Source organism: Streptomyces sp. ATexAB-D23 (genome assembly GCF_000373645.1).
GTDB lineage: Bacteria > Actinomycetota > Actinomycetes > Streptomycetales > Streptomycetaceae > Streptomyces > Streptomyces castrisilvae.
Genome location: NZ_KB892035.1, coordinates 154419 through 176207, shown reverse-complemented (window position 1 = coordinate 176207; position 21789 = coordinate 154419). Strand labels below are relative to the sequence as shown.

20 protein-coding genes are annotated in these 21789 nt (G+C 73.3%); 13 read left to right on the top strand and 7 right to left on the bottom strand.

Annotated elements, in window-relative coordinates:
- The first annotated feature begins 37 nt into the window (after positions 1-37).
- From B082_RS0125935 to B082_RS0125900, 8 genes are all read left to right on the top strand, one after another.
- A complete protein-coding gene (locus tag B082_RS0125935; protein ID WP_018554712.1) occupies positions 38-328 on the top strand; it encodes an FG-GAP-like repeat-containing protein in 291 nt (96 codons plus the stop codon).
- A gap of 175 nt (positions 329-503) precedes the next feature.
- Positions 504-1778, top strand: a complete 1275-nt coding sequence (locus B082_RS36710) for an NAD(P)/FAD-dependent oxidoreductase (RefSeq protein WP_234018235.1) — start codon at positions 504-506, stop codon at positions 1776-1778.
- A gap of 211 nt (positions 1779-1989) precedes the next feature.
- Positions 1990-2328 carry a (2Fe-2S)-binding protein gene (locus B082_RS0125925; RefSeq protein WP_018554710.1) on the top strand — a complete coding sequence of 113 codons (339 nt, stop codon included), beginning with the start codon at positions 1990-1992 and terminating at the stop codon, positions 2326-2328.
- Positions 2309-3748: an NAD(P)/FAD-dependent oxidoreductase gene (locus tag B082_RS0125920; RefSeq protein WP_018554709.1), complete on the top strand. Its 1440-nt coding sequence runs from the start codon at positions 2309-2311 to the stop codon at positions 3746-3748. The genes B082_RS0125925 and B082_RS0125920 overlap by 20 nt, the downstream gene beginning before the upstream one ends.
- A 46-nt stretch (positions 3749-3794) precedes the next feature.
- Complete coding sequence (locus B082_RS0125915) at positions 3795-4703, top strand: dihydrodipicolinate synthase family protein (protein WP_018554708.1); 909 nt, start codon at positions 3795-3797, stop codon at positions 4701-4703.
- 42 nt (positions 4704-4745) lie between these two features.
- Positions 4746-5750 (top strand): proline racemase family protein, encoded by a 1005-nt coding sequence (locus B082_RS0125910; protein WP_018554707.1) that lies wholly within the window; start codon positions 4746-4748, stop codon positions 5748-5750.
- A gap of 69 nt (positions 5751-5819) precedes the next feature.
- Positions 5820-6548, top strand: a complete 729-nt coding sequence (locus tag B082_RS0125905) for a GntR family transcriptional regulator (RefSeq protein WP_018554706.1) — start codon at positions 5820-5822, stop codon at positions 6546-6548.
- A gap of 425 nt (positions 6549-6973) precedes the next feature.
- Positions 6974-9406 (top strand): M9 family metallopeptidase, encoded by a 2433-nt coding sequence (locus B082_RS0125900; RefSeq protein ID WP_018554705.1) that lies wholly within the window; start codon positions 6974-6976, stop codon positions 9404-9406.
- A gap of 16 nt (positions 9407-9422) precedes the next feature.
- Here the strand turns inward: B082_RS0125900 and B082_RS0125895 are convergent, their stop codons facing one another.
- The 3 genes from B082_RS0125895 to B082_RS0125885 all read right to left on the bottom strand — a co-directional run bounded on the left by B082_RS0125895 (position 9423) and on the right by B082_RS0125885 (position 11030).
- Positions 9423-9812, bottom strand: coding sequence for a barstar family protein (locus B082_RS0125895; protein WP_018554704.1), 390 nt, complete (start codon positions 9810-9812; stop codon positions 9423-9425).
- An 82-nt stretch (positions 9813-9894) separates the two neighbouring features.
- Positions 9895-10287: a ribonuclease domain-containing protein gene (locus B082_RS0125890; protein WP_018554703.1), complete on the bottom strand. Its 393-nt coding sequence runs from the start codon at positions 10285-10287 to the stop codon at positions 9895-9897.
- A 152-nt stretch (positions 10288-10439) separates the two neighbouring features.
- Entirely contained in the window at positions 10440-11030 is a 591-nt protein-coding gene (locus tag B082_RS0125885) for a TetR/AcrR family transcriptional regulator (RefSeq protein WP_018554702.1), read from the bottom strand.
- 220 nt (positions 11031-11250) lie between these two features.
- Between B082_RS0125885 and B082_RS0125880 the strand changes: the two genes are divergently transcribed.
- Together B082_RS0125880 and B082_RS0125875 are read left to right on the top strand one after the other, a co-directional pair.
- Complete coding sequence (locus B082_RS0125880) at positions 11251-13164, top strand: serine/threonine-protein kinase (protein ID WP_018554701.1); 1914 nt, start codon at positions 11251-11253, stop codon at positions 13162-13164.
- Positions 13165-13320: 156 nt separating this feature from the next.
- Positions 13321-13686, top strand: coding sequence for an ATP-binding protein (locus B082_RS0125875; RefSeq protein WP_026250209.1), 366 nt, complete (start codon positions 13321-13323; stop codon positions 13684-13686).
- 51 nt (positions 13687-13737) lie between these two features.
- On the opposite strand, the gene B082_RS0125870 is transcribed toward B082_RS0125875, so the two are convergent.
- Positions 13738-14817, bottom strand: a complete 1080-nt coding sequence (locus tag B082_RS0125870; RefSeq protein WP_026250208.1) for a DUF2637 domain-containing protein — start codon at positions 14815-14817, stop codon at positions 13738-13740.
- Positions 14818-15010: 193 nt separating this feature from the next.
- Here B082_RS0125870 and B082_RS0125865 point away from each other — a divergent pair, with 193 nt between their 5' ends.
- Positions 15011-16102 carry a PLP-dependent cysteine synthase family protein gene (locus B082_RS0125865; RefSeq protein WP_018554698.1) on the top strand — a complete coding sequence of 364 codons (1092 nt, stop codon included), beginning with the start codon at positions 15011-15013 and terminating at the stop codon, positions 16100-16102.
- Positions 16103-16123: 21 nt separating this feature from the next.
- Here the strand turns inward: B082_RS0125865 and B082_RS0125860 are convergent, their stop codons facing one another.
- On the bottom strand, positions 16124-16981 hold the full coding sequence (locus tag B082_RS0125860) for a (2Fe-2S)-binding protein (protein WP_018554697.1): 858 nt from the start codon (positions 16979-16981) through the stop codon (positions 16124-16126).
- Positions 16982-17127: 146 nt separating this feature from the next.
- On the opposite strand from B082_RS0125860, the gene B082_RS0125855 reads away from it, so the two are divergent.
- The gene (locus B082_RS0125855) at positions 17128-17895 is read left to right on the top strand and encodes a GntR family transcriptional regulator (protein ID WP_018554696.1); all 768 of its coding nucleotides are present in this window, start codon (positions 17128-17130) and stop codon (positions 17893-17895) included.
- Between the two features lie 32 nt (positions 17896-17927).
- On the opposite strand, the gene B082_RS0125850 is transcribed toward B082_RS0125855, so the two are convergent.
- Both B082_RS0125850 and B082_RS0125845 read right to left on the bottom strand, forming a co-directional pair.
- Entirely contained in the window at positions 17928-18713 is a 786-nt protein-coding gene (locus tag B082_RS0125850) for a hypothetical protein (RefSeq protein WP_026250207.1), read from the bottom strand.
- A 195-nt stretch (positions 18714-18908) separates the two neighbouring features.
- The gene (locus B082_RS0125845) at positions 18909-20642 is read right to left on the bottom strand and encodes a PucR family transcriptional regulator ligand-binding domain-containing protein (protein WP_018554694.1); all 1734 of its coding nucleotides are present in this window, start codon (positions 20640-20642) and stop codon (positions 18909-18911) included.
- A 256-nt stretch (positions 20643-20898) separates the two neighbouring features.
- Between B082_RS0125845 and B082_RS0125840 the strand changes: the two genes are divergently transcribed.
- Complete coding sequence (locus B082_RS0125840; RefSeq protein WP_018554693.1) at positions 20899-21789, top strand: FAD binding domain-containing protein; 891 nt, start codon at positions 20899-20901, stop codon at positions 21787-21789.

Below are 21789 nucleotides of genomic sequence, written 5' to 3'. Positions count from 1 at the left end.
ATGGAGAGGGCAGCACGACACGCGAGGCTCACTGGTTGTGGACCCCCGAAACGGGGCGGTCCGCGCGTTCATCAACACCGGCGGCGACGGCCGCGGCGGCTGGCAGGACAACGGCGCCATCGCCACCGGTTCCAGCGGTTGGCTCGCCGGGCAGATCCGCTTCGCCGACATCAACGGGGACGGCCGCGCCGACTACCTCGTCCTCGACGACAACGGCGCCGTCCACGCCTACCTCCACACGGCCGGCACGGCCGGGACCGTCAAGTGGGCCGACCAAGGGGTGATCGCCACAGGTACCGGGGCACCCGGCTTCCGCGTCCACATCTGAATCCGGCCCCGCTCCGGTCCCGCTCCGTTTCCGACCGGAGACATCGCCCACATACGCACGTGCCCCACCGGGACTCCGGTGGGGCACGTGCGTGCGATTCGGGAGTGAGGGGGCGTCATCTGTGCGTAGTGGTCGGCCTCTTGGCACCTCCTGCGCCATGTGACATATTACTGGCGTGTTCACGAGACAGCCCTTGGATGTCGTCGTTGTCGGAGCCGGAGTGGTCGGCGCCGCCTGCGCTTACCACGCCACCCGGTCCGGACTCTCGGTCGCTGTGGTGGACGGCGGGCCGGTCGCAGGCGGCACCACGGGGGCGGGCGAGGGTAACCTCCTGGTCTCCGACAAGCCACCGGGTCCGGAACTCTCCCTCGCGCTGCTCTCCTCCTCGCTCTGGCGCGAGTGGTCCGAAGAACTGCCCAGGGATGTCGAGTTCGAGCAGAAGGGCGGACTGGTCGTCGCGGCGGACGAGGCGTCCCTGGCCACCCTGACCGCGACCGCCGCCGGTCAGAGCCGGGCAGGGGTACGTGTCACGGCCGTCGCCCCGCACGAACTGCCCGATGTCGAACCGCACCTGGCGTCCGGGCTGGCGGGCGGCGTCCTCTACCCCCAGGATGCCCAGGTCCAGCCCGCCCTGGCGGCTGCCCACCTGATCCGCGCGGCCCGTGACGCCGGGGCGATCGTGCGCCTGGGCACGCCGGTCACCGCTGTACTCACCGGCCCGGCGGGCGAGGTGCGCGGCGTGCGCACCGGGGCCGGGGACCTGCTCGCCCCCGCCGTGGTCAACGCGACCGGGGTCAGGGGCGGGGAGTTCGCCGCACTGGCCGGGGTGGAACTCCCGGTCCTGCCCCGGCGCGGCTTCGTCCTCGTGACCGAGCCCCTGCCGCCCCTGATCCGGCACAAGGTCTACGCCGCGGAGTACGTGGCCGATGTGTCCAGCGCCTCGGCCGCCCTCCAGACGTCACCGGTCGTGGAGGGCACCCCGTCCGGGCCCGTGCTGATCGGCGCCAGCCGGGAACGGGTGGGCTTCGACCGCACCCTGTCCGTGCCGGCGATCAGCCGGCTGGCGGCTGCGGCGGCCGCGCTCTTCCCGGTCCTCGGTGACACCCGGGTACTGCGCGCCTACCACGGCTTCCGCCCCTACCTGCCCGACCACCTCCCCGCGATCGGACCCGACCGCCGCGTCCCCGGCCTCTTCCACGCCTGCGGTCACGAGGGCGCGGGCATCGGCCTCGCCCCCGCGACGGCGGTCCTGGTCACGGCGGCGATCCGGGGCGAGGAACCACCCCTCGACCCGGTGCCCTTCAACCCCGGGCGGTTCGGCGAGGCGCGGCCGGGCGGGGCGCGACCGCCGGGTAGGGCGGGGTCGCCGCCGCCGGGTGGGTCGCCGCCGTCGGGGAGCGGGGCGGGGTCGCCGGTCGGGGCGGATCCGGCTGAACCTCTCCCGGGGTGAACCGGTCCCTGGCCGCCGCCTCCACGGCATGTGACATGGCACAGCCCCGCCCTCTCTGGGCCTTCCGCCTCCCCGCCTTCCGCACCTCCCGCCTTCCCGCACCCACCAGCCCCGCATCCCTCGCCCCGCACGCGCACCCGCACCCGTATCCCTCGCCCCGCACGCGCACGCGCACCCCTCGCCCCGCCCGACCGACGAGACAGGAGCCCCGGTGAGACGAGCACGCCGACGCGGTCCCGCACGAACCCCGGCAGGCCTGGCCGGCGCCGAGCCGGGGCCCGGGTTCGAGATCACCTTCGACGGCCGGCCGGTCCGCGCGCTGCCCGGCCAGAGCATCGCGGCCGCGCTGTGGGCCGCGTCCGTCCTCAGCTGGCGGACCACCCGGGTCAACGGCCGCCCCCGGGGCGCCTTCTGCGGCATCGGCTCCTGCTTCGACTGTCTGGCAACCGTCAACGGGGAACCCGGCCTGCGCGCCTGCCTGCTGCCCGCCCGCCCCGGCGACGCCGTCACCACCCAGGAAGGGACCGGACATGCCGCCCCACGCCCCTGAACGCGCCGGACTCGCGGTGATCGGCGCCGGACCCGCCGGGCTCGCGGCGGCTGTGACCGCCGCCGAAGGAGGGCTCGACGTGGTCCTGATCGACGCGGCCGACGCCCCCGGCGGCCAGTTCTACCGCGCGCCCGCCCCCGGCCTCGGCGCCACCCGGCCGGAGGCCCTGCACCACGGCTGGGCCGCCTTCACCGCGCTCACCGCGCGCCTCGCCCGGCAGCGTGAGGCCGGGCGCCTGTGCCATGTCACAGGTCACCAGGTATGGGCGGTGCGGCGGACCGGCGAGGACTGGACCCTGCATCTGGTCACCGGACCCGACGGCCGCGGCGGTGCCGCCGTGCGCGCCCGCCGCCTGGTCGTCGCGACCGGTGCCCACGAACGCCAACTGCCCTTCCCCGGATGGACCCTGCCGGGAGTGGTGGGCGCCGCCGGGGCGCAGGCCATGCTCAAGTCCGGCCTGGTGCTGCCGGGCCGGCGCGTCGTCGTGGCCGGAAGCGGGCCGCTGCTCCAGGCCGTCGCCCTCTCCCTGGCCAGGGCCGGAGCCGAGGTGCCCGCGCTGGTGGAGGCCGCCGGGTACGGGGCGTACGCCCGCGCGCCCCTGGTCCTGGCCGCGAACCCGGACCGGCTCGGGGAAGGGGTACGCCACCGCGCCGGCCTCGCCCGGCACGGGGTGCGGATGCTCACGCACCGGGCCGTCACCGCCGTGCACGGCACCGAGCGCGTGGAAGGTGTCACGGTCAGCCGGCTGGACCGCGCGTGGCGCCCCGTGCCGGGGACCGGGCGGCGCGTCGACTGCGACGCCCTGGCCGTCGGTCACGGCCTCGTCCCGCAACTGGACCTCGCCCTCGGGCTCGGCTGCTCCACCCGGCCCGGTACCGACGGCTCGGCCGCGCTGCTCCTGGACGAGGAACTGCGCACCACCGTGCCCGGAGTCTGGGCAGCCGGCGAGACCGGCGGCATCGGCGGCGTGCGGCTGGCCCTGGCCGAAGGCGAGCTGGCGGCCCTCTCGGTGATCGCGGACGCCCGGGACGGCCGCCCCGGCCGGGCCAGAGCCCGGGTGGCCCGGCTGCGCCGCGCACGGCGCCGGATGCGCCGGTTCGCCGGGCTGATGGGCGCGGTGCACAGGCCGGGCCCCGGGTGGAGCGCGTGGCTCGCGCCGGACACCGAGGTCTGCCGGTGCGAGGAGGTCACCGCCGGCGCCGTCCGTACCGCCGTGGACGAGCTGGGCGCCGGCGACAGCCGTACGGCCAAGCTCCTCACCCGTGCCGGCATGGGCTGGTGCCAGGGCCGGACCTGCGGCTTCGCCGTCCGGGAACTCGCCGGCGGGGCCACGGACGGCGCCGCCCCCGACCGGCGCCCGCTCGCCTGCCCCGTAACCCTCTCCACGCTCGCGCGGGCCGCCGGGCCCGAGGACGCGTGAGCACGTACACCGCACGCACCCCCACCCCATCTCTCAAGGAGCTCTCATGACGACCACCTCCACCGGCAGCACGGCCCCCTGGCGGGGCGTCATGGTCGCCACCCCGCTCACCCTGCGCGAGGACCGGTCCATCGACTTCGACGCGTACGCCACGCATGTCCAGGACCTGCTCGCCGCCGGCTGCGACGGCGTGGTGCCCAACGGTTCGCTGGGTGAGTACCAGACCCTCAGTGACCGGGAACGCCGGGACGTGGTGCGCGTCGCCGTCGAGGCGGCGGGGGACGGGACCCGGGTGATGCCCGGGGTCTCCTCGTACGACAGCGCGCAGTCGTGGCGCAGGGCCGAGGAGGCCGCCGAGGCAGGGGCCGGTTCCGTCCTGCTGCTGCCGCCCAACGGCTACCCCTGCCGGGACGCGGCCGTCCGGGCCCACTACGCCGAGGTCGCCGGGGCCGGCCTGCCCGTCGTCGCGTACAACAACCCGTACGACACCAAGGTGGACCTGACGCCCCGGCTGCTCGCCCAACTCCACGCGGACGGTTCGATCGTGGCCGTCAAGGAGTTCAGCGGCGACGTGCGCAGGGCGTACGAGATCGCCGAGGAGGCGCCCGGCCTCGATCTGCTCGCCGGCGCGGACGACGTCCTGCTGGAACTCGCGCTGGCCGGGGCCGTGGGCTGGATCGCAGGCTGCCCCAACGTGCTTCCGGCCGGCTGCGTCACCCTGTACCGGGCGGCGGTCTCCGGGGACCTGGACACGGCGCTGCCCCTGTACCGGCGGCTGCACCCGCTGCTGCGCTGGGACTCCAAACCGGAGTTCGTCCAGGCCATCAAGGCGGCCATGGACATCGCCGGCAGACACGGCGGCCCCACCCGGCCGCCGCGCCTGCCGCTCGGCGGGGACGCCCTGGCCGCCGTGCGCGCCGCCACCGAGAAGGCGCTCGCCGAGGGCCTGGACTGAATCCCGCAGGCCAGCCCGCACCGAAGCCGTAGGAGGCCCACCTTGCGCAGCCGCCACATCTTCCACGCCGTCGACTCGCACACCGAAGGCATGCCCACCCGCGTCATCACGGGCGGAATCGGTACGCTCCCCGGCGCCACCATGGCCGAGCGCCGCACCCACTTCATGGCGCACCGGGACGCGGTGCGCACCCTGCTGATGTACGAGCCGCGCGGCCACGCCGCGATGAGCGGTGCCGTGCTCCAGCCGCCGACCCGCCCCGACGCCGACTTCGGGGTCCTGTTCATGGAGGTCTCCGGCTGCCTGCCGATGTGCGGGCACGGCACCATCGGGGTGGCCACCGTGCTGGTGGAGACCGGCATGGTCACGGTCACCGAACCGGTCACCACCGTACGGCTGGACACCCCCGCCGGACTGGTCACGGTCGACGTCCGCGTCGAGGCGGGCGCCGCCACCTCCGTCACCCTCACCAACGTCCCGGCGTTCAGCGCCGGACTCGGGCTCACCGCGAAGGTCCCCGGACACGGCACCGTGCCCTACGACCTCGCCTACGGCGGCAACTTCTACGCGATGGTGCGCCTGGCAGACCTGGGGCTGCCGTTCGACCGCTCACGGAAGGACGAACTGCTCGCGGCGGGGATGGCGTTGATGGAGGAGGTCAACGCGTCCGGCGACCGGCCCGTCCACCCGCTGGACCCGGCCATCCACGGGCTCAAGCACGTCCAGCTGATCGCGCCCGGATCCGACGCCGTCCACTCGCGGCACGCCATGGCCATCCACCCCGGCTGGTTCGACCGCTCGCCGTGCGGCACCGGCACCTCCGCGCGCATGGCCCAGCTGCACGCCCGGGGAGAACTTCCCCTGGACCAGGACTTCGTCAACGAGTCGTTCATCGGGACCAGGTTCACCGGCCGGCTGGTCGGTGAAACGACGGTCGGCACGCTGCCGGCGGTCGTACCGACGGTCACGGGGCGCGCCTGGATCACCGGGACCGCGCAGTACTTCCTCGATCCCGCCGACCCGTTCCCGGAGGGCTTCCTGCTGTGAGCCCGTACGCCCGTCGTGGGCAACGTGACATTGTAGTCTGGGGCTCCGCACGGTGCTGGAGGAACAGACATGGCCCGCCTGACGTCGCTCAACGTGATCTCGGCGCAGGAGCACCTGCGCGACCAGGTGGCGCACGCGCTGCGGGCGGCACTCGTCTCGGGCGAGCTGGAACCCGGCACGGTCTACTCGGCGCCCGCGCTCGCCGCCGAGTTCGGTGTGTCCGCGACACCCGTCCGTGAGGCGATGCTCGACCTGGCCCGCGAGGGCCTGGTCGAGGCCGTACGCAACAAGGGCTTCCGCATCACCGAGCTGACCGAGCAGGATCTGGACGACTTCACCGAGCTGCGCGCGATGATCGAGGTCCCCACCGTGGGCCGGATCGCGCGGATGGGCCGGACGCGCGAGCTGGAGGCGCTGCGGCCCGTCGCGCTGGAGATCGTCGAGGCCGCGGGACGCCACGACATCCTCGGCTACCTGGAGGCCGACCGGCGCTTCCACCTCGCCCTGCTGGGTCTGGCCGGCAACCGCCGACTGGTCGAGCAGGTCGGTGAACTGCGCAAGCGCTCCCGCCTCTTCGGGCTGAACCGCCTCGCCGAGTCCGGCCAGTTGACCGCTTCGGCCGAGGAGCACGTACAGCTGCTCGACCTGGTGGTCGCGGGTGATGCCGAGGGTGCCGAGGCGTGCATGCTCGCCCATATGTCACATGTCCGTTCCCTGTGGGCGGGCGACAACCGGAGCGGCGACGTACCCGCCCAGCTCACGATCGAACGGGCCACGCACGGGGGCGTCCAGGGCTAGCGCCCGCCGGCCCGAAGGCCCCCCCGCCCGAAGGCCCCCCACCCGAAGCCCCCCCACCCGAAGGCTTCCGCCTCGACGGCCCCCCGGCCTGGAAGGCGCCTGCTCACAACCCCGCTCACCACCCGGCATACCGCTGAGGGCCCGCGTCCACCACGCGGGCCCTCAGCCGTATATGCCGCCACGTCACGTCCGCCCGGCTCACGCGGAGTTGACGGGCAAATGAATGTGGGCACTGCGCCTTCCTAAGGACATGTGACATGTGCCATTGTACAGGCGGTCGCGGATGAGGTCGTGTTCATGCCAGGCCACTCCGGCCGGCCAGCCGGTCGTTCACCCATCCCCACCGGCCCCACCCGGCCCCACCGCGCACCATCCCCCACGGCCGCGCAGCGTCGCGCGGCCACCACACCGCTGGGAGGCGGCACGTGAAGAACCGTACGGTCCGACAGAGAATCACCGGACTATCCACCGCGGCCCTGGCGGCCTGCCTGGGCGTCGGCATGCTCGCCGCCCCGGGCCGGGCCGCCGAACCCCGGCCCTCCGCCCCGGCCGCCGCGAGCGCGACCGCGTTCGAGCACCGGGCGGCCGGCGCCGGATCCCCCGAGCCCGGCGGCCCCACCGCGCAGGCCCTCACCGCGCCCGTCCAGGACGCCGCCCACCTGGGCGACACGGCACTGAGCCCCGCCGACCGGGCCCCGCTCAGCGCCTCCAAGGACGCGCTGAAACGCGACTACGACGACCCGAGCGCCGCGGCGTCGAGCCACCCCGCCCCCTCGATGAAGGCGAAGGCCCGCGCCAGCTCCGAGGCCCGCGCCAGCTCCGAGGCCCGCGCCACGGAGCAGGTGGCAGGGACCGCCGCCGCCTGCTCCGTGGCCGACTTCACCAGCCGCACCGGCAGCGCCCTCGTGCAGCAGATCAAGGCCTCCACCAGCGACTGCGTCAACACCCTGTTCGCCGTGAAGGGCAACGACGGCTACCTCGCCTTCCGCGAGGCCCAGATGGTCAGCGTCGCCAACGCCCTGCGTGACGGATCGGCCGCCTACCCCGGCGACAGCAGCACCGGCATGCCGCAACTGGTGCTCTTCCTGCGGGCCGGTTACTACGTGCAGTACTACGACCCCGGCACCGTCGGCAGCTACGGCGCGCCGTTGCGCACCGCCATCCAGGGTGGCCTGGACGCCTTCTTCGCCTCGGCGCACTCCCGTGACGTCACCGACGCCAACGGCGAGACCCTGGCCGAGGCCGTCATCCTCATCGACAGCGCGGAGCAGAACGCCCGCTACCTCGACGTCGTGAAGCGGCTGCTGGCCGACTACAACTCCTCGTACAACAGCTCCTGGTACATGCTCAACGCGGTCAACAACGTCTACACCGTGACCTTCCGGGGCCACCAGCTGCCCGAGTTCGTCAGCGCCGTCGAGGCCGACCCGAGCCTGCTCGACGCGCTCGCCGGCTTCGCCCGCGACCACCTCGACCTGCTGGGCACCGACCAGTCGTACCTGACCTCGAACGCGGGCCGCGAACTCGCGCGCTTCCTCCAGGAGGACGCGCTGCGCTCCCAGGTCCGGCCGCTGGTCACCGACCTCCTCGGCCGCAGCTCCCTCACCGGGCGCACCGCGCCGCTGTGGGTCGGCCTCGCGGAGATGGCCGACTACTACGACAGCGCCAACTGCTCCGCGTACGGCACCTGCGACCTGGCCGCACGCCTCAAGAGCGCCGTCCTGCCGGTCTCGTACACATGCAGTGACAGCATCCGCATCCTCGCCCAGCAGATGACGTCGGCCGACCTGACGAAGGCCTGCACCAGCCTGCGCGGCCAGGACGCCTACTTCCACCAGGTCGCCAAGGACGACGGGCCCGTGGCCAACGACCACAACACCACCATCGAGGTGGTCGTCTTCGACTCCAGCACCGACTACCAGACCTACGCCGGAGCCATCTACGGCATCGACACCAACAACGGCGGCATGTACCTGGAGGGCGACCCGGCGGCGGCCGGCAACCAGCCGCGCTTCATCGCGTACGAGGCCGAGTGGGTCCGGCCAGACTTCCAGATCTGGAACCTCAACCACGAGTACACGCACTACCTCGACGGCCGCTTCGACATGGCGGGCGACTTCGAGGCGGGTGTCACCACCCCGACCATCTGGTGGATCGAGGGCTTCGCGGAGTACGTCTCCTACTCCTACCGGGACGTCACCTACGACGACGCCGTCACCCAGGCCGCCGCGCACACCTACACCCTGCGCACGCTGTTCGACACCACCTACGAGAACGCCGACCAGACCCGTATCTACAACTGGGGCTATCTGGCCGTGCGTTACATGCTCCAGTCGCACCGCGCCGACGTGGACAAGCTCCTCGGCCTCTACCGCGCGGGTGACTGGAACGGCGCCCGCACCCTGCTCACCTCCACCATCGGCAGCCGCTACGACGCCGACTGGAACACCTGGCTGACGGCGTGCGCGGCCGGCAGCTGCGGCACCACGACCGACCCCACCGACCCCACCGATCCGACCGATCCCACCACCCAGTGCACCGGTACCGACGTCCGGGAGCTGGGCCAGGACTGTGTCCGCGACGGCCAGCGGGCCACCCGGGGCAACTACGCCTACCTCTACGTCTACATACCGGCCGGCACCGACCGGCTGACCGTCACCACCAGCGGCGGCACGGGCGACGCCGATCTCTACTACAGCGCCGACGGCTGGGCGACCACCGGTTCGTACACCTCCCGGGCCACCGGCAGCGGCAACGCGCACACGCTCACGGTCGAGCACCCCGCCGAAGGCGCCCACTACATCAGCCTGTACGCCGTGCAGGACTTCGATCAGGTGAGCGTCTCCACGCGGTACTGATACGTCCGGGCGCGGCTCACAGCAGACGCAGTGTGTTCGGCCCCGTCCGCTCGCGGATGATCTCCACGAGCCGGTCGAAGAGGGTCGGGCCCAGCCCCAGAGCCGCCTGCGCGGATTCCTCGCGCAGGCGGCCGCGGTTGCTCTCATGGGCGCGACCGGCCAGCCGGTCCAGATAGCGGGCGGTCTCCTCGTGCCCCAGCGCGCGGGCCGACAGGGCGTGGTCGCGCCACTCGATGACGTAGTCGCCGTCGTCCGGTGTGCCCATGCCGCCGCTCAGGCAGTCCGCGAAGGCGTCGAGATTCCGGCCGAAGTAGCCGCCGGGCCCGTTCACCGCCTCGCCGATCACGGTCCAGAAGCTCTCCGGGCCGGTGACGCGGGAGCCCTCGATCACATAGGTCACGGTCATGGGGCGAGCGTACAAGCCGGCCGGTCCGGTGATCCGCGCCGCAGGTGGGGGACTGCGGCGCGAACCGGACCGGGGGAGCGGGTCAGCAGTCGTGGTCGACCAGGTCGAACGTCTCGTAGTGGTCGGCCGTGTAGTAGTCCTCCCGGCTCTCCTCACCCGTGACGATGCGGCGCGCGCCGCGCGTCGACGAGCCGGGGGTGATCACGGTGTACTCGTGGTAGTAGCCGGTGCTCTGCGAGGGCAGCACGCCCTCGCGGTTCTGGAAGACGGTGCCGTCCTGGTCGTACGGGAACGGCCCGCCGGCGTCGATGAGGTCGAGGGTGTCGTGGGCCTGGGAGGGCAGGTCCGAGTAACAGATGCTGCCGACCGAGGTGGCCGAGGCGGTGGCGGTCGCCGTGAGGGGGCCGCCGACGACGAGAGCGGACAGGAGGGCGGCCGTACCGCCCAGCGTGGTGATCCGTGGGGGGATTCGCATACCCATCATGATGACGCGCGTAGACACCGCCGCGTCAACGCCAACTCGGGTGAATTTTTCGAGAGTTAACCGGGGAGAGGGAACACATCCCCCTTCCGGGGCCGTTACGGTCCCACGGGAGTGAGGCGCTCGAATGCCAGTCCGGCGCGGATTCAGGGGCTGACGGAACGCCAGATATGGTACGGCACCGTGCGGGCGGCCTCCTCGATGTCGATGTCCCCGACGGAGAGCCAGCGGCGCGCGATGCCGGTCACCGGGCCCAGGATCAGGGACTCCAGCACGGGCAGCGGGAGCGCGACCAGCTCCCCCGACTGCTGGTGGGCGTGGAGCCAGGCCGCGAGCGGGGCGAGCCGGGCCTCCTGGGCGCCGCGGATCTGCCGGGCGTGCTCGGTGATCTCGCGGTCGGCGGTGACCGAGTGCATGAGCCGGGCCGCGTCGGGGTGCTCCTGCACGAAGCGGAGGTAGGCCCGGGTGACCGCGTGGACCCCGTCGCGCGCGCCCTCCACCTGCTCCAGGGCGCCGGCCAGCTCTTCGAGGAGGCGGCCCAGCCAGGACTGGGCGAGGGCGAGTACGACGCCCTGGAGGCTGCCGAAGTGGTGGTAGATGCTTCCCGCGCTCACCCCGCTCGCCGAGGTGATCGCGCCCAGCGTGAGGCCGGCCTCGCCGCGGGACGCGTACAACTCCAGGGCGTGGTCGAGTACCTGGGCGGCCGTGGCCTCACCGCGTTGTTGCTTCGGACTCATCGACGCCGCCCCAGCTTCCGGAAGTGGTGGCTCCTCATGGTGCCGCCGGGACCAGGGTAGAAGAAACTTCCGGAATTTTTTCCGGAAGTTGTTCCAATTAGTGCCCGGTCTGCCTCACACTGAACGTTCGCCGCGCCAAGTCGCGGGGCGGTATGGGGATTTCAGGTGACGGAGGCGGTCCGGGGGACCGCTGTTCGGGACATACGGGGAGCGCTCGAACATGACCGGCGTGAACAACGACGACCACGCGGACCACGAGGACTACCTCGACGGAGGCATCAAACCGCTCACACCGGCCGACCCGGCGCGCATCGGGCCCCATCTGCTGCTCGGCAGGCTCGGCGCGGGCGGCATGGGCCGGGTCTATCTGGCCCGCTCCGACGGCGGCCGCACGGTCGCGGTCAAGGTCGTGCACGAGGAGCACGTCGCGGACCCGCACTTCAGGGCCCGCTTCCGCCGCGAGGTCGAAGCGGCCAGGCGCGTCGGCGAGGAGTTCACCGCGCCCGTCCTGGACGCGGCACCCGACGCCGAATTCCCCTGGGTGGCCACGGGCTACGTCCCCGGTCTCTCCCTGGAACAGGTGGTCCGGGGCCACGGCGCACTGCCCGCGGACTCCGTGCGGGCCCTGGCCACCGGGCTGCTGCACGCGCTCAAGGACATCCACGAGGCCGGCATCGTCCATCGCGACCTCAAGCCCTCCAACGTGATGCTGACGATCCAGGGCCCCAAGGTCATCGACTTCGGCATCGCCCGCGCCGTCGGGACCACCATCGAGTCCCTGCTCACCAGCGCCAGCATGATCGTCGGGTCACCCGGCTTCATGGCTCCGGAGCAGGTGCGCGGGGAAAGCGCGGTGCCGAAGAGCGACGTGTTCGCCCTCGGCTGTGTGCTGACGTACGCGGCGACCGGCACGCTTCCGTTCGGTCAGGGGGCGAGCAACCAGCACGCGATCATGTACAAGATCGTGGAGGCCGAGCCCAACCTCTCGCGGGTCCGGGACGAGGGCCTGAAGACCCTGATCACGCGGCTTCTGGCCAAGCGGATCGAGGACCGGCCGTCCGTGGACGAGCTGCTCGCCGAGCCGGGGTACGAGGCCGGGCCCGCGGCCTCCGCATGGCTGCCCGCCGCCGTCGTGAGCCATCTGGCACGCCAGTCCGCGCAGTTGCTCGACGCGGAGGCGAGGCCGCTGCGTCAGGAGGGCGACCGTGCGACGCTCGGTCTCCGGGGGGAGCCGGAGGCCGCCGTGGCGGTGGTCGCGGGCGAGGGGACGGCTGCGAATCCGAAACGGGAGTGGCGCCGCCGCCCGTGGGCGGTCGCCGTCCCGCTGGTGCTGGTCATAGGCGGGGGAGGCGGCACGCTGGCTGTGCTCCAGCCGTTCGGCCATGACGGCGGCGGAGCGCACGCGGCGCCGCCGGCCGCGACGGCGACGAGCCCGACGGCCGCCGCCCCGGAGCCGTCGGCGGCCGGCAGCGCGTCCCCCACCGGCAACGAGAGCCCGGAGGCGTCCCCGAGCAAGAAGAAGAAGGACGGCGCCGGCAAGGACGGAAAGGACGGCAGGGACGGGGAGCCGGGCAAGGACGGCCGGGACTCCGGAGACGCGGGGGGCGGCTCCGGAGGCTCGTCCACGGGCGGCAGCGGCACCAGCGGTTCCGGCGGCGGGAGTTCGAGCAGCGGAGGGGGCAGCTCGACCACCAGCGGCGGCAGTTCGGGCGGCAGCGGCTCGGGAGGGTCCACGAGCACGTCAGGAGGCGGGGGATCGACCACCACGTCCGGTGGCTCCACCGGTGGCTCCACCGGAGGCTCCGGCGGCGGAAGCAAGGTTCCGGCGTCGTTCACGGGCACCTGGAAGTACGGCGATGCGTACAACGTGGGGCAGCCCGGCACCATCACCATCTCCAAGTCGGGTGCGGTGAGCCTCTCCGCCTTCCCGATCGCCACTTGCACATATCAGGCGAAGGTGACCTCCAAAGCGAACGGTGACAGCCGTATCAACGTCAGCGCGGCCACGCAGGTCGGTGCCGCCAACCCCATGTGCAGCCCCCTGGAGGCGTCCTACTTCACCCTCAACGGCAGCGGCATCCAGCACAACGTGGGGCCCGCCGCAGGCAACGGCTATTACTACAAGCGGGCCTGAGCCGTCCTGGATTCACCCCTGTCCGGGGGGTTCCGCAAGCGTGACAGCCCGTAGGCGGGGCATGCATTGCGTGAGCACCTTCGAGACAGGGGGCGAATGGCCGTGTGGGCGGGGGAAACGATGGAGCGTCACGAAGTGGCCCGGATGCACCGCAGGGTGGGCCGGTCCGATCTGGCAGCCGTGGGCGAAGTGCGCGGGGCGGTCCGGGAGTTACTGCGCTACCGGTGGCGGGACGAGCCGGCTCAGGTGGCCGAACTGCTGCTCAGCGAGCTGGTGACCAACGCGCTGGTGCACACGGGCGACGGAGCGGTCGTGGCCGTGAGCGTGGCCCCGCGGCGCCTGCGCGTCGAAGTGCGGGACTTCGTCACCGGAATGCCGCCCGAGTCGCACGTACCGCCCGCCGACGACGGTACGCACGGCCGGGGGCTGATCCTGGTGGAGAGCCTCGCCGACTCCTGGGGGGTCAGACCGCACGCCCTGGGCAAGGTGGTCTGGTTCGAGCTGGACGGCGGACGGCCCTGACAGCCCTCGCGGACCGTCAGGGCCGTTTCCCGCGACACCGCGTCGCGCCTGTCAGCCGAACTGCTGCTCCAGGTCCTTCAGCTTCTGCTCCAGCGAATCGAGCCGGGGCAGGGCCTGGGTGTCGTCCTCGGCGGTGAGATCCACCGCTTGCGGCTCACCCGCGCCCAGTTCAGGGACGCTCGCCGAGTTCGAGTGGCTGGCGGCTCGCAGGGATGGCCGGGGTCGCAGGGGCAGCTGACCCGGCTCGGATATGGCGGGCTCCGCGACGGACTGCGATGAGGCCGTCGCGGGCGCGAGCGCCTGTACGTCCACCGGGGCGCCGCCCCGGCCCACCCTGCTCCAGGCCCGGTTCTGCCGGTTCAGGGCCTTGATGTGCGCCCGGTCCAGCTTCTCCTGGTCCCTTCTGCGGAGACGGTTCTGCTCTTTCTCCCTGCGGTCCTCACGTACTTCGTCGACCGCCTCGTCGAGCGTGCGTACGCCTTCGAGGAGCATCAGCGACCAGGCGCCGAAGGTCTCCCGGGGCGCGCGCAGCCAGCGCACGATCCGGATCTGCGGCAGCGGCCGGGGCACCAGGCCCTGTTCGCGCAGCGCGGCCCGCCGGGTCTGCTTCAGGGCACGGTCGAAGAGCACGGCGGCCGAGAGGGACATCCCCGCGAAGAAGTGCGGGGCGCCCGCGTGGTTCACCCCGCGTGGCGCGTGCACCCAGTTGAACCAGGCGGCGGCACCGGCGAAGGTCCACACCAGCAGCCGCGAGCCGAGCGCCGCGTCCCCGTGGCTGGCCTCCCGTACGGCGAGGACCGAGCAGAACATCGCCGCCCCGTCCAGGCCGAACGGCACCAGGTACTCCCAGCCGTCCGAGAGCCCGAGGTTCTGCTCGCCGAAGCCGACGAGCCCGTGGAAGGAGAGCGCGGCGGCGACCGCGGCGCAGCAGAACAGCAGCACGTACGACGCGGTGGCGTAAAGGGTCTCCTTGCGCCGGCGCCGCTCCTCGCTGCGTTCCCAGGAGTCGTCCGCCGCGGATGCGTCAGAGGCGCGCTTGCCGCGCGCGACAACCGCAACCGCCGCCATGACCCCCACGAGCAATACGGCGCCCGGAAGCAGCCAGTCAAGCGATATGTCGGTCATTCTCATGCGCGGTCCCTTGCGTTGCGTAGGGCGATTTCCGCGCCATCGTGGCGGAGAACTCCTCGCGTTCAGAGGGTTTCGGGGCAAGTGAACGCCAATGGGGTGGCGGAGCCCGCCGAGATCCGCGATCTGGTCGAACACCCGTCGCTGATATGCGCATCGCGTTCGAATCGAATCACCCGTCCCGTAGGGTCCGGTCATGACCGAGGAGTACTCCGACCCGTGGGCCGCCGAGGCGATCCGGCGGGTGCGCGCGGACGGCACGCACCACACCCCCACGCCCCTGCGGCGGCTTTCGCTGCCCGCGGTCCGCGGCATCGACATCTACCTCAAGGACGAGTCCGCGCACCCCACGGGCAGCATGAAGTACCGCCTGGTGCGGGCCATGTTCACCGAGGCGCTCGCGAGCGGCGCCCTCACGGAAGGCACGCCGGTGGTCGCGGCGACGAGCGGGGCGGTCGCCGTCGCGGGGGCCCGCTTCGCCCGCCTGCTGGGCCTGGCCTTCACCGCCGTCGTACCGGCGGGAACCCCTGTCCGGGCCCTGGCCGGGATCGAGGAGGAGGGCGGGCGGTGGCAGCGGGGTGAGCTGCCGCCCGCCGCGGTGCAGGACGAGGCGAGGGCGGTGGCCGGGCGGCTCGGCGCCCACTTCCTGGACCACTTCACCGACGCGGGTCGGGCGGTCGCCGCGTGTGGGGAGCCGACGATCGCCGACGAGGTCTTCGAGCAGCTGAGCCGGGAGCCGCACCCGGTCCCGGAGTGGATCGTCACCGGGGCCGGGACCGGGGCGACCTCCGCGGCGGTCGGACGCCACCTGCGCGCGCACGGCCACCCGACCCGGCTGGCCGTGGTGGATCCGGAGAACTCCGCCTACTTCCCCGCGTGGGCGAGCGGGTGCGACGACTACACCACGGGAATGCCGTCCCGGATCCCCGGCATCGGCCGGCCCCGGACCGAACCCGGCTTCCGCCCCTCACTGATCGACCTGGTCATTCCGGTGCCGGACGCGGCGTCCGTCGCGGCGATGCGGTGGCTCCGTACCGCCGGGACCGAAGCCGGCCCGGCGACCGGCACCAACCTCTGGGGCACGTGCCACCTGGCGGCCCGGATGCACGAGGCGGGGGTGCGGGGGAGCATCGTGACGCTCATCGGCGACAGCGCGGACCCGTACCTGGAGACCCACCTCGACCCGTCATGGGTGCGGGCCCGGGGACTCGATCCCGCGCCCCACGAGGCCGTCGTCGAGCGCTTCGTCCGCACCGGGCACTGGCCGGCCCGGCCACGGTCCGGGTGACACCGGGACGCGCCGGCTCACCTACTGGCCGGCGGGAACGGCCGCCAGCCTGCGAATCCGCTCCGCGTCACAGGTGCGCGGGCAGGTGACGCAGGTGTCCTCGGGGCGCAGCGTGTAGAACAGGCAGCAGCTCGCCCGGTCGCGGGTGGGCAGCGACTCCCCGTTCTGACCGGTCAGTTCGCGGAAGCCCGCCGTGCCGACATACGGCTTCGTCGTGCCCGGCAGCAGCGCCTCCAGCTCCGTCATGGCGCGCTGCTCCTCGCCCAGCAGATGGGCGATGTACCAGAGGCCCTCGACGATCTCGTCGGTCGCCATGCCCCACAGGGCCCGCTTGCCGCGCCGCATGCGCGGCCGGAAGCCGTCGAGCACCGGACCGAGGTGTCCGGCCACCGCGTCGAGCACCTCGGCGCGCAGCGCGGCCTCGTCGGCCACCACCCGCGCCCCCGGCAGCGAGGCCGCCGGGTCACCGGGCAGGCACGCGAACTCCCGCACGCGCAGCGTCAGATGCCCCAGCGCCCGCTGGAACGAGACGTCCTCGACCGGGATGCGGGGCACCCGCCGGTGCAGGAACCACGGCACCGTCACCAGCAGGCAGGCCGGCCACGCGTAGCGGTGCAGGCCGAAACTGGCGATCACGTCCGGGCGGGCCTGCTGCCCGTAGTCCCGCTGGACCTGGGCGTCGTCGAAGGCGAGGAAGGTGTCCAGCGCGTCCCCGCCCGCCGCGAGCTCGTGCGCGCCCACCCAGCCGGGGCCCCCGGGGGCGCTTTCGCCCTCGGCGAGGATGTCGGCGCGCATACCGGGGAAGACTTCGGTCAGGCGCGCGTACGCGTCGGCCAGGGCCGAGGCCGTCGCTGCGGGGAGCAGGGCGGGCAGGGTCATGCGGGGACCACCGAATCACGATCGTCAGCAGGTAAGCCTTACCTTACCCGACCGGATCGATGTTTGAACTGCGGCCTCCTGCGCCTATCGTGCACACAGGGTGCGGGAAGCGCGAGCCGTGCCCCCGACCGGCCGAGGAGGTGCCCGTGGAGCAGGGCAGAGCGCGTGAGGAGGTGCGGCCGCCGTACGGGGCCGCCGCAGCCGTGCCCGCCGCCCCGCCCGTCCGGGTGCCCGAGCAGGCCCGCGGCGAGCACACCCACTGCGAGGAACCGCCCCCCGCCCCCCGGGTCCAGGTGCGCCGCCACTCGGTGCGCGGCCAGATCCTGGACGCCCTGCGCGCCGCCCTCGTCGACGGCGAGCTGGCCCCCGGACAGGTCTACTCCGCCCCCGCGCTCGGCGCCCGCTTCGGGGTCTCCGCGACGCCCGTGCGCGAGGCGATGCAGCAGCTGGCCGGCGAAGGGGCCGTGGAGGTCGTGCCGAACCGGGGCTTCCGGGTCGCCGAACGCGGACCGCGCGAGCTGGCCGAGCTGGCCGAGGTGCGGGCCCTGATCGAGGTCCCCGTCATGCTGCGGCTCGCCCGCACCGTCCCGCCCGCCCACTGGTGCGCGCTGCGCCCGCTGGCCGACGCCACCGTGGCCGCCGCGGCGGTCGGCGACCGGGCGAGCTACGCGGAGGCGGACCGGGCGTTCCACGGCGCGGTCCTCGCGCTCGCCGGGAACAGCCGGCTCGTCATGGTCGCCGACGACCTGCACCGCCGTTCCCAGTGGCCCCTGGTGGACAACCGGGTCACCCGCCGCGCCGACCTGCTGGCCGACGCCTCCGAGCACACCGCGCTGCTCGACGCCCTGATCGCCCAGGACGTGACCGTCGTGCAGTCGCTCGTACGGGAGCACTTCGCGGGCGCCGACGGCTGACCCGGCCGGGCCGGGCCGGCCGGCGCCCGGTCTCAGTTCGCCTCGGCGGTCTGCGGCGGGGGCGGGTCCAGATGCGGGCCCAGCCAGGTCGGGACGCCGCCCAGCAGCCGGAAGAGACGGCCCGCCTCGGCCCGCAGCCGGGTCGCCGCCTCGGGCTCCGGCTCGGCGTCGGCCAGCGCGATGAGCGCCGGGGCCGTACCGACCAGATAGCCCAGCTCCTCCCTTATCCGCAGGGACTCCGCGAAGCCGTGCCTGGCCTCCGCCAGCTCGCCCTCGCGCAGGGCGATCAGCGCGAGATGGCGCCAGGTGGAGGAGAGCAGCAGCGCGTCGCCCTGCGCGGTGGCGCCGGCATGGGCCCTGCGGTAGGCGGCGCGGGCGGCCTGCGGGGAGTCGGCGATGTTCTGCGCGATCAGGCCCCGCCGGAAGTCCAGCAGGGGCCGGCCCGGGGCGGCGGGGGAGAGCAGGGCGGCGGCCCGGCTCAGCGCCACCCGCGCCTCGTCGGCCCGGTCCCGCACTCCGAGCAGGGTCGAGGCGTACGCGAGATGGCCGCGTTCGCAGGCGGCCGCGCCGCGCTCGGCGTCGTCGTGGGCCATCGCCTCCGCGGTGCGCAGGGCGTCCTCGGCCTCGGTCCAGCCCTGCCCGGTGTACAGGCACCGCTCGGTCAGCAGGGCCGTCCGCTGGAGGGCCGCCGCCGGGTCGGTGGCGGCGTCGTGTTCGAGCAGGGCCGCTGCGTCCGTCCAGCAGCCGCGTGAGCGCAGCCGCCATACCGCGGTCTGGAGCGGCGGATCGTCATCGGCTGTCGTTCCGGAACCAGACATGGCGGTCTGCGCCACATTGCCCTCCCCGAGCGCGCCATTGAGCTGTGGAGAGCGTCCGGTCATGAGGACCGGATGCTCTTGGGTATGACCCGCATCACAGCATGGATTGGCACGCCGGGCCAAGAGGGCGAGGCAATGTCAGGTGAAACTTTTCACAATCGACGGGAGGGCGCGAGGGCCCCGCCGGCCCGGAGATCAGCTCATACGCAGGGCGAGGAAGAAATCGAGCTTGTCCTCCAGCCGCGCGAGATCACGCCCCGTCAACTGCTCGATTCGCCCGACCCGGTAGCGCAGCGTGTTGACGTGGAGGTGCAGCCGGGCCGCGCAGCGCGTCCACGAACCGTCGCAGTCCAGGAACGCTTCCAGGGTCGGGATCAGCTCCGCGCGGTGGCGCCGGTCGTACTCGCGCAGCGGGTCGAGCAGACGTGCGGTGAACGCCCGGCGCACGTCGTCCGGGACGAACGGCAGCAGCAGCACGTGCGAGGCCAGCTCGTGGTGCCCGGCGGCGCAGACCCGGCCGGGGCGGGCCGCCGCGACCCGGCGGGCGTGCCGGGCCTCCTCCAGGGCGCCGCGCAGCCCCTCGGCCGAGTGCACCGAGGCGCTGACACCCAGTGTCAGCCGGCCGTCGTCGCCGAGCCCGGCGGAGAGCGGGGCGCGGACGGCGGCGAGCAGGGCGTCGGCGTGCAGGGCCGGTCCCTCCTGCGGGGCGGCCGCCTCCGGCCCGCCCTCCGCTTCCCCCGCGTCGGCCGGCCGTTCCGGGGCGGCGGGCAGCGGCACCAACGCGATGGCCTCGTCACCCGTGTGGGCGACGGCGATCCGGTCCGCCGAGTCGGGACCCGTCACCGCCGGGTCGACCAGGATCTCCTCCAGCAGCGCCTGAGCGACCGGGCCGCCCTCGATCCGGGAGCCGGCGCCGCCGGGCGCGCCGCCCTCCTCCCACTCGACCCGGGCCACCACCACCTGCCAGTGCGGTGCCGTACCGAGCCCGGGGAGCAGGACCGGGGTGGCGACGCGCAGCCGGGCGGCGATCTCGGCGGGCGCGGCGCCCGCCTGGACCAGCTCCAGGACCTCCTGGGCGAGCCGGCGGCGCACCGTGCGGGCCGCGTCGCGCCGGTCGCGTTCGACGGCGATCAGCTGGGTGACGCCCTGGAGCAGGTCGAGCCGCGCGGCCGGCCAGTCGCCCGCGTCCGCTTCCACGGCCAGCAGCCAGTCGGAGAGCACCGACTCCCGCACATCGCGGGGGGCCGGTGCGGTGGCCCGGCCGTTGTTCCGGATCGGGAAGAGCGAATACGTGGTCCCGGCGAGCGCTGCCCGGTGCGGGGCGCGGCGGCCGGAGCGGACCGCGGCCAGGTGCAGCCCGGCCAGTTCCGCGCCGAGTGAAGCGGGCAGCGGGGCGCCCGCGCCCGCGATCTGCCGGCCGGTGGGGGAGAGCACCCAGGCATGCAGGTCCAGGTCGGAGCCGAGCAGGTCGAGGACCACCTCCGGGCCGCCGCCCGCCGGGCCCGAGGTCATCAGCCTGCGGTGCCGGTCCACCACCGCCGCCAGATCGCCGGCCCGCTCGCCGGACACCTGGCGGACCACGTACTCCGTGATCATTGCGAAAGCGACGGTCTCATGGACGGCGAACAGCGGCAGCCGGTGCCGGCGGCACGCCTCGACGAGATCGTCCGGGATGGCGCCCAGCTCCGCCTCGCCGACCGCGAGCCCCGCCACCCCGGCGCCCGCCAGGATGCGGACGAACGGCTCCGAGTCCTGGGCGTCCCGGCGCCAGACCAGACCGGTCAGGACCAGCTCGCCGCCCGTGAGGTAGCGGCTGGGGTCGCGCAGGTCGGTGGTCATCACGCCACGGACCGACCGGTCCAGCTCCTCGTCGCCGCCGAGCAGCCGCAGGCCCAGCGCGTCGTTCTCCAGCAGTGCGCGCAGCCGCATCTCGTCGCCGCCGATCTCTTTCGTTGGTACGGGGGGAATCTGGTTGTTGTGGTGAGGCTGTTGATCCCCGCCATTCGTTCGAATCTACAAGACATGAGCGGAGAGCAGCCAACTCCTTCATGGGTTCGGTGACTGCACCAGGTGGAGCAGGGCTTGTGTACTGGGCCGCACACCGCGTGAACACATCATGAACAAGTTCGAGGGCCGGCCGTCACCCAGCCCCGGCGCACAACCCGATGAGAAGAAGAGAGCCAGCATGGACTTCCTTCGCCCCGCAAGCTGGGAGGAGGCGCTCGCCGCCAAGGCCGAGCACCCGACGGCTGTTCCCATCGCCGGGGGCACCGATGTGATGGTCGAGATCAACTTCGACCACCGGCGGCCCGAGTACCTCCTGGACCTGAACCGCATCGGTGAGCTCACCGAGTGGGAGGTCGGCCAGGAGAACGTACGGCTCGGCGCCTCGGTCCCGTACAGCCGGATCATGGACCACCTGCGCGCGGAGCTGCCGGGGCTCGCGCTCGCCTCGCACACCGTCGCCTCGCCGCAGATCCGCAACCGCGGCGGCGTCGGCGGCAACCTGGGCACCGCCTCCCCGGCCGGTGACGCCCACCCCGCCCTGCTCGCCGCCGGCGCCGAGGTGGAGGCCGAGTCCGTGCGCGGCAGCCGGCTGATCCCCATCGACGCCTTCTACACCGGCGTCAAGCGCAACGCCCTCGAACCGGACGAGCTGATCCGGGCCGTGCACATCAAGAAGGCCGACGGGCCCCAGCAGTACTCCAAGGTCGGCACCCGCAACGCGATGGTCATCGCCGTCTGCGCCTTCGGCCTCGCCCTGCACCCCGAGACCCGCACCGTGCGCACCGGAATCGGATCGGCCGCCCCGACACCCGTACGGGCGAAGGAGGCCGAGGAATTCCTGAACGCGGCCCTGGAGGAGGGCGGCTTCTGGGACAGCCGCACCATCATCACTCCGTCCCTCGCCCAGCAGTTCGCCACGCTCGCCGCCGGCGCCTGCAACCCGATCGACGACGTCCGCGGCACCGCGAGCTACCGCAGGCACGCCGTGGGGATCATGGCCCGCCGGACCCTCGGCTGGGCCTGGGAGTCGTACCGCGGCAACGGCCGCAGCACCGAAGGAGCCGCCTGA

Coding starts and splice junctions, on each gene's coding strand:
- B082_RS0125895 (WP_018554704.1), bottom strand. CDS start 9,812: ATGACCGTGACCTATGTGATCGAGGGCTCCCGCGTCACCGGCCCGGAG.
- B082_RS0125850 (WP_026250207.1), bottom strand. CDS start 18,713: ATGTCTGGTTCCGGAACGACAGCCGATGACGATCCGCCGCTCCAGACC.
- B082_RS0125860 (WP_018554697.1), bottom strand. CDS start 16,981: ATGACCCTGCCCGCCCTGCTCCCCGCAGCGACGGCCTCGGCCCTGGCC.
- B082_RS0125905 (WP_018554706.1), top strand. CDS start 5,820: ATGGCCCGCCTGACGTCGCTCAACGTGATCTCGGCGCAGGAGCACCTG.
- B082_RS0125880 (WP_018554701.1), top strand. CDS start 11,251: ATGACCGGCGTGAACAACGACGACCACGCGGACCACGAGGACTACCTC.
- B082_RS0125920 (WP_018554709.1), top strand. CDS start 2,309: ATGCCGCCCCACGCCCCTGAACGCGCCGGACTCGCGGTGATCGGCGCC.
- B082_RS0125890 (WP_018554703.1), bottom strand. CDS start 10,287: ATGCGAATCCCCCCACGGATCACCACGCTGGGCGGTACGGCCGCCCTC.
- B082_RS0125840 (WP_018554693.1), top strand. CDS start 20,899: ATGGACTTCCTTCGCCCCGCAAGCTGGGAGGAGGCGCTCGCCGCCAAG.
- B082_RS0125915 (WP_018554708.1), top strand. CDS start 3,795: ATGACGACCACCTCCACCGGCAGCACGGCCCCCTGGCGGGGCGTCATG.
- B082_RS0125865 (WP_018554698.1), top strand. CDS start 15,011: ATGACCGAGGAGTACTCCGACCCGTGGGCCGCCGAGGCGATCCGGCGG.
- B082_RS0125885 (WP_018554702.1), bottom strand. CDS start 11,030: ATGAGTCCGAAGCAACAACGCGGTGAGGCCACGGCCGCCCAGGTACTC.
- B082_RS0125870 (WP_026250208.1), bottom strand. CDS start 14,817: ATGAGAATGACCGACATATCGCTTGACTGGCTGCTTCCGGGCGCCGTA.
- B082_RS0125845 (WP_018554694.1), bottom strand. CDS start 20,642: ATGCGGCTGCGCGCACTGCTGGAGAACGACGCGCTGGGCCTGCGGCTG.